At 37.5% G+C, this 13,149-nt stretch carries 7 protein-coding genes and 3 tRNA genes; 9 read left to right on the top strand and 1 reads right to left on the bottom strand.

The window, feature by feature from the left end:
• Positions 1–61: 61 nt before the first annotated feature.
• Entirely contained in the window at positions 62–940 is an 879-nt protein-coding gene (gene era, locus B3P23_RS01035) for a GTPase Era (protein WP_045756147.1), read from the bottom strand.
• Positions 941–1,055: 115 nt separating this feature from the next.
• Between era and B3P23_RS01030 the strand changes: the two genes are divergently transcribed.
• The 9 genes from B3P23_RS01030 to B3P23_RS00990 all read left to right on the top strand — a co-directional run bounded on the left by B3P23_RS01030 (position 1,056) and on the right by B3P23_RS00990 (position 13,106).
• Positions 1,056–1,128: transfer RNA gene (locus tag B3P23_RS01030), tRNA-Met, on the top strand.
• A gap of 49 nt (positions 1,129–1,177) precedes the next feature.
• Positions 1,178–1,250 (top strand) — tRNA-Met (locus B3P23_RS01025).
• Between the two features lie 48 nt (positions 1,251–1,298).
• A tRNA-Met gene (locus tag B3P23_RS01020) sits at positions 1,299–1,371 on the top strand.
• A gap of 558 nt (positions 1,372–1,929) precedes the next feature.
• Entirely contained in the window at positions 1,930–5,007 is a 3,078-nt protein-coding gene (locus tag B3P23_RS01015) for a SusC/RagA family TonB-linked outer membrane protein (RefSeq protein ID WP_293923762.1), read from the top strand.
• A gap of 20 nt (positions 5,008–5,027) precedes the next feature.
• The gene (locus tag B3P23_RS01010; RefSeq protein WP_293923759.1) at positions 5,028–6,761 is read left to right on the top strand and encodes a RagB/SusD family nutrient uptake outer membrane protein; all 1,734 of its coding nucleotides are present in this window, start codon (positions 5,028–5,030) and stop codon (positions 6,759–6,761) included.
• Between the two features lie 172 nt (positions 6,762–6,933).
• A complete protein-coding gene (locus B3P23_RS01005; protein WP_293923756.1) occupies positions 6,934–9,081 on the top strand; it encodes a beta-N-acetylhexosaminidase family protein in 2,148 nt (715 codons plus the stop codon).
• 319 nt (positions 9,082–9,400) lie between these two features.
• Complete coding sequence (der, locus tag B3P23_RS01000) at positions 9,401–10,702, top strand: ribosome biogenesis GTPase Der (RefSeq protein ID WP_045752609.1); 1,302 nt, start codon at positions 9,401–9,403, stop codon at positions 10,700–10,702.
• 20 nt (positions 10,703–10,722) lie between these two features.
• Positions 10,723–12,189: a cysteine--tRNA ligase gene (gene cysS / locus B3P23_RS00995; RefSeq protein ID WP_293923752.1), complete on the top strand. Its 1,467-nt coding sequence runs from the start codon at positions 10,723–10,725 to the stop codon at positions 12,187–12,189.
• Between the two features lie 32 nt (positions 12,190–12,221).
• The gene (locus B3P23_RS00990) at positions 12,222–13,106 is read left to right on the top strand and encodes a hypothetical protein (protein WP_045752607.1); all 885 of its coding nucleotides are present in this window, start codon (positions 12,222–12,224) and stop codon (positions 13,104–13,106) included.
• Positions 13,107–13,149 lie beyond the last annotated feature (43 nt).

Raw genomic sequence — 13,149 nt, 5'->3', positions numbered from 1 at the left:
GCCTCTAAATTTTAGAGGCTTTTCTTCTTAATTGTAATTGATCAAAAAATATAATCTAGAATTAGTCGTCGTAACCGAATCTTTTTAAGTAATTCTTTTTACTTCTCCAATCTGGGATTACCTTAACAAAAACTTCTAAGAATACTTTCTTGCCAATAAATTCTTCAATATCTTGACGAGCATAGGTACCTACTTTTTTAATCATGGAACCTCCTGTACCGATGATAATATTTTTTTGCGAATCTCGTTCTACGATGATCTCTGCAGCAATCCGTGTGATCTTAGGTTCTTCTTTATAAGAAGTGACAATGACCTCAGAACTGTATGGAATTTCCTTGTCGTACAGTTTGAATATTTTTTCACGAATCATTTCCGAGACAAAGAAACGCATTGACTTGTCTGTCAGTTCATCCTTTTCATAGTAAGGGGCATGTACCGGAAGTTTTTCCTTGATATAGTCCATGACACCAGTTACATTGTGATTAAGAAGTGCTGATACAGCAAAAATAACTTCCGGATTGATGGTTTCTTTCCAGAATTCTACTTTAGCCATCACTTCTGCTTCGTTAGATTTATCAATTTTATTAATCAGAACGGCTACCGGAGAACTTGTTTTTTTCAATTTCTCGATAACATCATTTTCATCATATTTTTCATTGATATCTGTAACAAATAAAATAATGTCCGCATCGATTAGCGATCCTTGGACAAAATTCATCATTGATTCTTGTAGCGAATAGTTTGGTTTGATGATACCTGGTGTGTCTGAAAAGACAATTTGGTGCTCCTCATCATTCACTATTCCAATAATGCGGTGTCTTGTTGTTTGAGCTTTAGGAGTGATGATAGACATCTTTTCACCCACTAAAGCGTTCATTAGCGTAGACTTACCTGCATTAGGTTTACCGATGATGCTTACGAATCCTGCTTTATGCGACATTTTTTTTAATTTAATTAGGATTACAAAGAAACAAAATATATCTTTGTGCTCCAATTCGGAGGTAAAGATATCTTGCTTTTTTGTATTTAAAAGTAAGATTGACCAAAAAATATATTGCGGGATGGAGCAGTTGGTAGCTCGTCGGGCTCATAACCCGAAGGTCATCAGTTCGAGTCTGATTCCCGCTACTACAAGAGTCCGTTGGAAGACACGGATTCGAAGACATTAAAAATACATTGCGGGATGGAGCAGTTGGTAGCTCGTCGGGCTCATAACCCGAAGGTCATCAGTTCGAGTCTGATTCCCGCTACTAAAGAGTCCGTTGGAAGACACGGATTCGAAGACATTGAAAATACATTGCGGGATGGAGCAGTTGGTAGCTCGTCGGGCTCATAACCCGAAGGTCATCAGTTCGAGTCTGATTCCCGCTACTATAAAGAACCCCTTAGTCAAAAGCTAAGGGGTTTCTTTTTGCCTGTTTTTTAGAGAATATGTTACTAAAGCTATGATCGTAACAGGTTAAAAGTAGGTTGTGAAACTGAAGGTCGTTTAATTCGTACTGTCTCTATATCCTGAAGTTAGAGAAATTGGTGATATTTCTGAGTCACTGAGGTATTGACTGAACAAGAGTGTATAAAATTGCTCGTATAATAAAAAAGAAATTAATTGATTTTCTTATTCAAAGAATTGCAAAAAGGCATACAAAAGCAGCTATCTCCTATGGATACCTGCTTTTTTTATAGTGTCTGTATTTTTGAGTTTTTATTGTGTCTAGGGATACGCTAGATCGATATATCAAGAGATAAAAGAACAGTATGATTTGTAATTTCAAATTGAACCATGTATTGGTTAGCTAAACAAACGATTGCGTTATTTTATGCAATCGATTTCGTTTCATATTAAATTTATATTAAGTAATCTTTACACTATTTTGCAGAAGATAAATTATGATAATTAACTAATTTACTGATTATCTTGAAATTAAGTTTATGAATAAGAGATTTACAAAACCTTTTTTTGTGACTAAATTTTATCCCATTACGTCAGCTTTGATGTTGGCGCTAATTGCTCCAAGCGTAGCTGAAGCACATGATGATGGTGATTTAATTAGCTCAACAATCAGCAGTTCGCAGCAGAAAATTTCTGGTACTGTTACTTCTAGTTCAGGTCCATTAAGTGGCGTGACGATTTATGTGAAAGAAAATTCCACTATTGCGACCTCAACGGATGCCAATGGGCGATATTCGATCAAAGTTTCTGCTGGTCAGACTTTAGTATTTTCAGCTGTCGGATTTGACAAGGTTGAAAAACCTGTGCAGGGCGCAACAGTGAATGTCGTACTTGTAGCATCAAATGAGGCATTAGAAGAAGTGGTTGTTGTTGGTTATGGGAGCCAAAAAAAGGAAAGCTTAACTGGTTCATTGCAGACTGTAAAAGGTGATAAATTGCGCGATATTACTTCTCCTTCAGTTGAAAACATGTTAAATGGTAAAGCTGCGGGTGTATATGTCGCTCCGGGAACGGGAAGACCAGGCGCAAAAGGTGGTGTAGTCATTCGCGGTCAAGCCACTTTAAGTGGTACGACAAGTCCACTATGGGTTGTCGATGGTGTTATTCTCGGATCTAGTGCTGGTGATTTAAATCCAGATGATATTGCTACCTTAACGGTATTAAAAGATGCAGCTTCAACGGCTATATATGGTTCACAGGGAGCAAATGGTGTGGTTGTCGTCACCACAAAAAATCCAACTGCAAATAGCACTTCAATCAATTTCTCTTCAAAAATCGGATTTAATCAGCTTACTACTGGTAATTTGAAAATGATGAATGGTGCTGAACTTTATGATTATTATGCTTCTTTTGCAAACCAAGCGGCAATTAAATTTCCCCGTTGGAATGCTGATTTGAGAAATAGTGATTTCGACTGGTGGAAAGTGGCTACACAACATGGTTTTACCCAAAATCATAATATTTCTATCCAATCGGGTACTGAAAAGCTACAATCTTATCTATCATTGGGTTACTACAATGAAGTAGGTGCTGTGAAAGGCTATGATTACGATCGTTATAATTTCCGTATGAATACGGTTTATAAACCGACGAAATGGTTGACCGTTAAACCAACTTTAGTTGGAGCACGTAGAGGAGTAGAGGATAGACAATATTCTACAACAGCGATGTATTCAAATTTCCCTTGGGATAACCCATTTGATGCAGATGGCAAGCCGGTTCCTCATCGTTATAGCGGGTGGGTTAATAGTGCGAACACAAACTACCTGTATGATTTACAATGGGATCATAGTGCCAATACCAATTATGAGTTCAGCGGTAATATGGACTTTGATATCAAATTCACCAATTGGTTGACTTTCTCATCCGTTAATAACTACCGCTATAATACTTATAGTGCTGCGGGGTATACAGATCCTCGTTCTAGTGGAGGAGAAAGTGTAAAAGGACGTTTAACAGATTACCGCTCAGAATATGCGCGTCGTTATACCAGTCAGATATTGCGTTTTAATAAATCTTGGGGTAAACATGCTGTGAATGCATTAGCAGCTTATGAATTCAATGATTATTGGGACAAGACATTGGATGTTTATGGTACAGGTTTTATTCCTGGCTTCGAAGTGTTAAATGTTGTTGCTAAACCAGAACGTACTAGAGGAAATATTAATGAATGGGCAGTCCAATCTTTATTATCGAATGCAAATTATGCTTACGATGGTAAATATTTGGCACAGGTATCTTTCCGTCGTGATGGTGCTTCCAATTTTGGAGATAACGCTAAATATGGTAATTTTTTCTCCGTGAGTGGAGGATGGAATATCAATCGCGAGAGTTGGTTCAATGCCGCCTGGATTGATAATTTGAAAGTCCGTGCTTCATACGGTTCAGTAGGTAACCGTCCTAGCGAATTATATCCACAATACAACTTATATTCTGTTTCATTGGCATCAGGTTATAATGAAAATTCGGGAGCTTTGATTTATCGGATTGGAAATAAAAATCTGACTTGGGAACGTACCTTTACAACAGGTGCAGGATTTGATGCAACCATGTTCAACAATCGTGCTCGTGTCACTTTTGATTACTATGATAAAAAAACGGACAATATCTTATATAACGTGCCAATCAGTGGAATGACGGGCGTCACAAGTGTGTATAAGAATATTGGTAAAATGCAAAATAGAGGTGTAGAACTTACTTTAGGAGGTGATATCATTCGTAAAAATGACTTCACTTGGAGCTTGGATATCAATATCGGCCATAACAAAAATAAGTTAACCGAATTGATTAAGAGTAAAGATGCTAATGGCAACGATGTGACAAGACCTCTTATCATCGGTGATGGTTTAGGCATCGCTGGTTCTGCTAGTCGAGTTTTGGAGCCAGGATTACCGGTTGATACTTATTATATGCCGATATGGGCTGGGGTCAATGTGGAGACTGGTGCTCCAGAGTGGTATAAAGTTGAAACCGATCAGGATGGTAATCAAACTCAAGTCAAGACTTCTAATTATTCAGCAGCGACCTTGCAGAAGGCAGGAAAAGCATCCCCAGATCTATTTGGTGGATTCAATACAGGAATCACTTACAAACAGTTTGATCTCAATGCATCATTTGGCTACTCCATTGGTGGGAAGATCTATAATTATTCTCGTCAAGAATATGATTCTGATGGAACCTATACCGATAGGAATCAGATGAAATTGCAAGACGGCTGGAGTCGCTGGGAAAAACCAGGAGATATTGCTACGCATCCAATCGCTAAATACAATAATAACGATAAAGGAAATTCTACATCAACGCGTTATTTAGAAGATAGTGATTTTTTAAGATTGCGTTCGTTGACCTTGGGCTATAACCTGAAATTGGAACAATATAAATTGAAAAATGTCCGTGTATTCTTTACGGGGGAGAACTTGTTTACCATTACGAACTATTCAGGTGTGGATCCTGAGATTTCGATCAATGAAGATACAGGCGCTATCTTAGGTTCGGCAGGTCCAGCTATATATCCTGCTACACGCAAATTTATGTTTGGTCTTAATGTGACATTTTAGTTAAAAGAGAGAAAAATTTTATGAAAAAGATACTATCTATACTATTAACAGCTGCTACCATTACATCATGTAATATAGATCGGTTCCCCCATAATTTAATGGATTCGGATAATATTTCTAGCAATCCAGATGCCGGGATTAATGGCGCATATGGACAATTGAAAGCCTGGTCGGATCCGATGCATCGCGCTGGCGAGTATGCCGGCGATAATATGATGATTCGCGGAGCTTCGACGGATGCATTTTATGAGTTTATTTCGTATGCACGTACGCCAAATAACGGACGTTTATCTGAATTTTGGAATGCGGGGTATAAGGCTATTGCGCAGTCATCCAATGTGATGAAAATCATTACTGAAGGTGAAAGTCCTGAAAAAGACAACCAATTAGGGGAGTGTTATTACATTCGTGGCATGATGTATTTCTACTTGGTTCGTGCCTATGGACGTCCTTATTACCAAAGTCCTGAAACCAATCTTGGAGTGCCTATTGTAAATGGTACCCCTGATGATGTTTTTAATGATCTGCGTTTACCTGACCGTGCTACGGTTAAAGCAACGTATGAACAGGCGATCAGTGATTTGAAGAAGGCAGAATCCTTATTGACAATTAACAAAGGCAATATCTATGCTTCTAAGGGAGCAGCTCAAGCCATGTTATCTCGGGTTTATCTGTATATGAGTGGTACATACCAGTCCCCAAATGCCGAATACGCAAGATTGTCAGTAGAGTATGCGGATAAAGTGATCAACTCTGGAGACTATACCTTGTTGGATCGAGACAAATTTATGAAATATAATACCTTTACACCAGAGAATAATGCCGAGACGATCTTTGCCATTAAAAGAGTAGCATCTGAATTTTCGGGTTATGATCATTATTATGGTGTTGGTGGTATGTATTCAAATATCGGCGGTATGGGCTGGGGTGAGATGTATGCAAGTGCAAAATACATCGATTTGCTAAATGAAACAGGTCGTAACGACTGGCGCCCAGACAACTACCGTATCGTTGATGCGCGTGCTTCCTTTATAGAACCCACTTATTCCGAAGATGAAAAGACAGGGAAGTATACCGAGGTCTTTCGCTTTATAAAAGAAGACGCTGCAAATACATTAAATTATGCCCAATTTATTATTGAGCGAACAGGTAACACCGTTACTGCTATAGAGGTAATTCCAAAAACGGCAACTACTGCCGAACAAAGAATACCTTATGCATTAATCGTGATCAACGTCAATGAAGGAACCTATAGTATAAAATACAAGGATGGTAAAACGTATAATGGGGTATTGGATTATTATATTTCATTAAATCGTGTATATCCTCAGTTCTATATTACGAAATGTTCTAAAGAAGGTGAAAATTCGCAATTACATTCACCAATCATCAGCAGATTAGGAGAGGTTTATCTCAATAGAGCAGAAGCACAAGCAAAACTGGGTAATTACGCTGCAGCATTAGCGGATTTAAATAAAATAAGAACCCGCTCGATTACAAATGGTGCGTATTCATCCTTAAATGCTTCAAATGCAAGTACATTAATTGATAAAGAGCGTGAATTGGAATTGGCATTTCAAGCAGAACGTAGCTATGATGTATTTCGTAATGGTAAAGCATTGACGCGTCAATATCCAGGACCGCATAATCAATCTGAGGTTATAGCGCCAACGGACTTTCGTGTCGTATACTATATCCCGCAGAGTGCGATTAATTCATACCCTGGAGTGTTGACTCAAAATCCAACACAATAGATTAAGTTGATCATTTTAAGAAAATGGCTTTGCAGATTTGCAAGGCCATTTTTTTTATCGTATTTCCTCTCTTGTTTTCACGCAAACGATTTCATGACTTTCGAATTTGTGACATTCATCTTATACCATTATACTTGTTTTACTTTAACCTAATTCAATTTCTACAATCATTATGTTATCCAGATTTTTAATTTTATGTTTTGTTATTTGTACGTTATTTGCAACTAGTCGAGCCCAGCACATTTACCCCATACCTCAAAAAACAATTCTAAAGAAAGAACATATTCCTTATGCAGGTATCGTACTAAAGGGAAATATAGATCAGCAGATCTCCTCTATATTGACACCCTATTGGGCTAAGTCAGGTATTCCTGTTCGATTTAAAATGTCAAAAACGGTGACAAATCAGGAAGGATATGATTTATCTATTGGTCCAAAGAGCATTGAAGTAACTTATAAAACTCAACGAGGTGCTTTTTATGCTGCTCAAAGTTTAAAACAACTTTTAGATACTGCTAAACAAACCTCCTTTTTACAAGAGCAGCTTATACATGATTTTCCTGACGTTGCCTTTCGAGGGACAGTCGAGGGTTTTTACGGCGAGCCATGGAGTTTCGAAGATCGCATTGCACAGTTGAAGTTTTATGGGCAATGGAAAATGAATACCTACTTGTATGGTCCTAAAGATGACCCTTATCATTCATCACCCAATTGGCGTGAACCATATCCTCAAGAAGAAGCAAAGCGCATACAGGAATTAGTGCAGGTTGCCAAAGATAATGAAGTAGATTTTTATTGGGCGATTCATCCAGGGAAAGATATTAAATGGAATAAGGCAGATAGTCTGGCTGTATTGCATAAGTTTGATTTAATGTATGATTTGGGAGTAAGACACTTTGCTGTATTTTTTGATGATATTTCTGGTGAAGGAACAAAAGCAGAGAAACAGGCAGGTTTGTTGAATTACTTACAAAAGGAATTTGTCGATAAAAAGCAGCATGTAGGGGCATTGATCATGTGCCCGACGGAGTACAATAAATTATGGTCCAATTTAAAGCCAAATACTTATTTAGATCTATTGGGAGATCAGTTGGATAACAAGATTGAAATCATGTGGACGGGCAATTCAGTTATCCATGATATCACGAAAGAAGGACAAGTTTGGGTCAATAATCGTATTAAAAGACCTTCATTTGTTTGGTGGAATTTTCCAGTGAGTGATTATGTTCGAAATCATCTTTTGTTAGGACCTGTCTATGGTTTAAGTCACGATATTAAATCTGATATGTCAGGTTTTGTAACTAACCCAATGGATAAGGCCGAAGCTTCTAAAGTCGCTATTTTTTCAGTTGCGGACTATTCTTGGAATTTGAAATCTTTTGATTCAAATACCTCTTGGCTCCGAGGTATACACGAAGTAATGCCTGAGATTGAAACATCATATGCTTTATTTTCAAAACATAATACAGATCCTGGTCCAAGTTATCATCAGTATCGACGTATAGAATCGGAAGGTTTTGGTCCATTAATAGATAGTTTATTACATGTTACACCGAAATTTAAAACTTTTCCCATTGCATTAAAATCTGATCATTATATTTTACTCCAAGCTGAGTTTTCAAAATTTGCTCCTGCTGTCCAGCATATTGTTGAACGTTCGCGTAATCAAAAGTTAGTAAGCGAATTAAAACCTTGGTTATTTCACTTCGCAAGCTTGGGCCAAGCAAGTTTATCGCTACTGGATCTTTTAACTTCAAAAGATGACCAGGAAGCTTACCGGCATTTTCTTGAACTGCAGACTCAACGTAATAAGTTGGTTGATATTGATCGAAATAATAATCGGAATCCCTATCAGCCCGGTATTGTAACGGGTAGCCGTCATATATTACCCTGGGTGGAGAAATCGTATTTTCATTTTGCACAATTATTTCGAGAAAAAGGTTTTGCAGTGCCTCAATCCATTGATCAGGCTAGTGGCCATGTAATAACGAGTTTGGCTCCATTAAAGGCTTTACCCATCTTGAATGATGTGATTACAGGAAATAGACCACAACAGATCCTGAAATTAAGTCCTATGCTGGAGGTTGTTAAATTAAATCCTAAAGATAATATTGGTCTGGAGGTCACCTCTTCCCAGTTTATAAAAGACGTGCTTTTTGAAGTTTTGCCAAAACAAGAGTTACTGAAATTAGAATTTAGCGATGATGGGGAGACCTGGTCAGCAACTAAAACGTCCAAATCTAAAGCTGCCCGATTAATCAATAGCTCAGACCATATTGTTGAAATTAAGATCCATAAATTTGAACTTGTACTGCAATAGGTTGCATGCTATTTTGTATTGTTGGAAAGTCTCAGTGTGCTCACTGAGGCTTTCTTTTTTAGCAACTCCTTTGGCTGATCGGAACCAGCTAATTGCAGTCAAAATCGGATTCTGACTATAAAATTTTTATAAGCGGATAATCGCTCTGTTTAATCGTGTTATACCTGATTGTTGTCATGGATTAGAAAAATGGTAGAGATTACGATAAGATTAGATTGATTTTCAAAAATACCAGGTATAATGTGTAACTTTGCCCACTGAGTTAAATTGTATTTAAATAAGTTGCCGTGAGGTAACGAGAATAATATATAGTAAAAATATGGCAAATATTGTTGCAATTGTAGGTCGTCCAAATGTTGGGAAATCCACGCTTTTCAATCGTCTGACGGAGAGTAGAAAAGCTATTGTTGATGACTTTAGTGGAGTGACGCGCGACCGTCACTATGAAACGGCAGAATGGATAGGAAAGAATTTTACAGTTATTGATACTGGTGGGTTTGTACATGGATCGGATGATGTTTTTGAAGAAGCAATTCGTGACCAAGTTCATATCGCAATAGAAGAAGCATCTGCTATTATATTTATGGTAGATGTAACCACAGGAATCACTGATTTAGATGATGAGATTGCTGATATTTTAAGAAGAAGTTCTAAGCCTGTATATGTGGCAGCAAATAAAGTTGATCATGCTAAATTACATCATGATTCGGCTGAGTTTTATGCATTCGGTTTAGGTGAGATCTATAATGTTTCTTCAGCTACAGGATCTGGTACAGGAGAGTTATTAGATGCAGTAGTTTCCACTTTTGAAGATGAACCCGAAGACGATACGACATTACCAAAATATACGATTGTAGGTCGCCCTAATGTGGGGAAATCTTCTTTAACAAATGCATTGTTAGGTGTAGATCGTAATATCGTCACTCCAGTAGCCGGTACTACTCGTGATTCGATTCGTATCCATTACAAACAGTTCGGTCATGAATTCTTATTGATCGATACCGCTGGATTGAGACGTAAGTCTAAAGTGAACGAAGATATTGAGTTTTACTCTGTCATGCGTACGATCAAAGCTTTGGAGGATTCGGATGTTGTTCTGTTGATGTTGGATGCCAATGACGGTATTGAAGCGCAGGATATTAATATTTTCCATCTTGCAGAGAAAAATAGAAAAGGGATTGTAATCGTTGTCAACAAATGGGATACCATTGATAAAGATAATAAAACAATGAAAGAGTTTGAGGCGCGTATCAAAGAGAAAATCGCTCCTTTTACAGATATTCCTATTGTTTTTACTTCCGTTACTGAGAAACAGCGTATTTTCAAAACTTTGGAAGTTGCGGCAAAGGTTTACGAAAATAAAACAAAGAAGATTCCTACTTCAAAATTAAATGAAGTGATGTTGCAGGTGATCGAAAATTATCCACCACCAGCTCTAAAAGGTAAATATATCAAAGTGAAGTATGTTACTCAGCTTCCTGGACGTACACCCATGTTTGCATTCTTCTGTAACTTACCACAGTATGTGAAAGATCCATACAAACGTTATATTGAAAATAAACTACGTGAACACTTCGATTTCGAGGGAGTTCCAATTCAAATATATTTTAGACAAAAATAGAAACTGATATTTTTCTAGACATGGAAAACAATCTTTATTTATACAATACGTTAACACGTAAAAAAGAAAAATTCCAACCATTACATCCCTCTTTAGTAGGGATGTATGTTTGTGGGCCTACCGTATACAGTGATGTTCACTTGGGGAATTGTCGCACTTTCGTGTCGTTTGATTTGATATTTCGATATTTAAAGCATCTTGGATTTAAAGTCCGTTATGTACGTAATATAACAGATGCTGGCCATCTGGAAGGGGATAATGACGAAGGTGATGACAAATTTGCTAAAAAGGCAAAACTGGAGCAGCTGGAGCCGATGGAGATTGTGCAAAAATATACACTTGGTTTCCATGATGTTTTACGTCTTTTCAATACCTTACCTCCTAGCATCGAGCCTACAGCTACCGGTCATATTTCAGAACAGATCGAAATGGTTCAACAAATCATTGCTAATGGATATGCTTATGAGGTCAATGGAACCGTGTATTTTGACGTTGAAAAATATGTGAAGGACTACGATTATACCGTTTTGACTAATCGTAAGCTTGATGATATGTTGAATAATACACGTGAACTCGGTGGTCAGGATGAGAAACATGGTCGTTTGGACTTTGCCCTATGGATCAAAGCTAAACCAGAACATATTATGCGTTGGCCTTCGCCCTGGAGTGTAGGTTTTCCGGGCTGGCATATTGAGTGTTCTGCTATGAGCCGTAAATATTTGGGTGACCAGTTTGATATACACGGTGGAGGAATGGATTTGGCAGCAACTCACCATACCAATGAAATCGCGCAGTCAGAAGCATGTAATCATACTGCTCCGGCTAAATATTGGATGCATACCAATATGTTGACGGTCAATGGTGCGCGCATGTCAAAATCATCAGGAAATGGATTTTTGCCACATCAATTGTTTACGGGAGATCACCCTTTATTGGAACGTGGTTATACACCTATGGCCGTGCGTTTCTTTATGTTGCAGGCTCATTATAGAAGTACATTGGATTTTTCTAATGAAGCATTAGATGCAGCTGATAAGGGCTTTAAACGTTTGATGACAGCCATTAATCTATTGGATAAATTGAAGCCTTCAAAAGGTAAGTCAGCTTTGAATATCGCCGATTTACGTGAAAAATGCTATGCTGCAATGGATGATGATTTTAATAGCCCTATTTTAATTGCGGAATTATTTGAGGTCGTTCGTTTGATTAATTCAATATATGACGGCAAAGCAGCTATTAGTGCTCCTGATCTAGAAGAATTAAAAACATTTTTACAACATTTTGTTTTTGATATTCTTGGACTGCAAGATGATCAAATATCCAGCAATGATAGTATGGATGAGATTATGTCTATTGTCATTAAATTACGCGATGGTGCTAAGCAAAATAAAGATTTTGCAACATCGGATCGTATTCGTGAGGAACTCAATGCGATCGGTATACAACTGAAAGATAGCAAAGATGGGACGCTTTGGAATAAGATTTGATAGTTAGTGTCGAATTAATATCAAAACATTACATGAATATATGGAATAAAATGTCGGCAATAGTTTTCATGAGTGCATTTTCAGCACAAGTGTATGCGCAGATTCCCGATAAAGTAGGTAGTTTAATCCGTGCAGATAAAGAAGCTGCATTGATTTCTAAAACAACAACACCTCATCAGGCATTTCTGTCAATTGTCGATAAAGAGTCTAAATTTTTTGTTCCTTCTGAGGTCAATGCTTTAGATTATCTGAATAATAGGCCGAATATACCTGATGTACTAACTTGGGAACCAGCATTAGCAATGGTTTCAAAAAGTCAAGAATTTGGTGTTACTACAGGCCCTTTTGAATTTCAGAAAGTTGGCGCCAGAAAACGTTTTGGACAGTATCTAACGGTCTGGAAAAGAAATAAAAAAGGGAAATGGCTTGTCGATATTCGCGCTGAAGTCGAAAATTTTGGCAATAAGGAAAATTCTGAATTGGAATTTTATGAGCCTAGCGAAGCTTGGTATTTAAAGCATCGTTCTCAAGTACGTTTAGATCAGCGTAAAGAGATTGTTTTTGAGACTGATAAGCTTTTGTCGACCGTATTAAAAGCGGATAACCAAGCTGGTTATAAAGAGTTTTTACATGAGGACTCGCGTTTACTTTTTCCTTGGATCCAACCGATAGAAGGTAAAAAGGATATACTGGCATATTTGAAAAAATCCCGAATTAATATCATCACAACTCCTGAAAAAGTGGGTAGAGCTTATAGTGGCGAATATGCCTATTCTTTCGGAACTGCTACAGTCAATCTGAAAGATAAGGTTGTCAAATATAATTATATTCGAATCTGGAAATTAAGCGAACTGGCAAAGGATGATGTGTCAAAAGCAAACTGGAATGTCTTGGTAGAAATGATGTTCGAACGATAACTGACCTCAATAAAACTATAAATATAATAGAAAAGGGTTTCAA

This window comes from Sphingobacterium sp. UBA6320 (genome assembly GCF_002440335.1).
In the GTDB taxonomy this organism is placed as follows: Bacteria; Bacteroidota; Bacteroidia; order Sphingobacteriales; family Sphingobacteriaceae; genus Sphingobacterium.
This window is presented reverse-complemented; position numbering and strand designations above follow the sequence as displayed.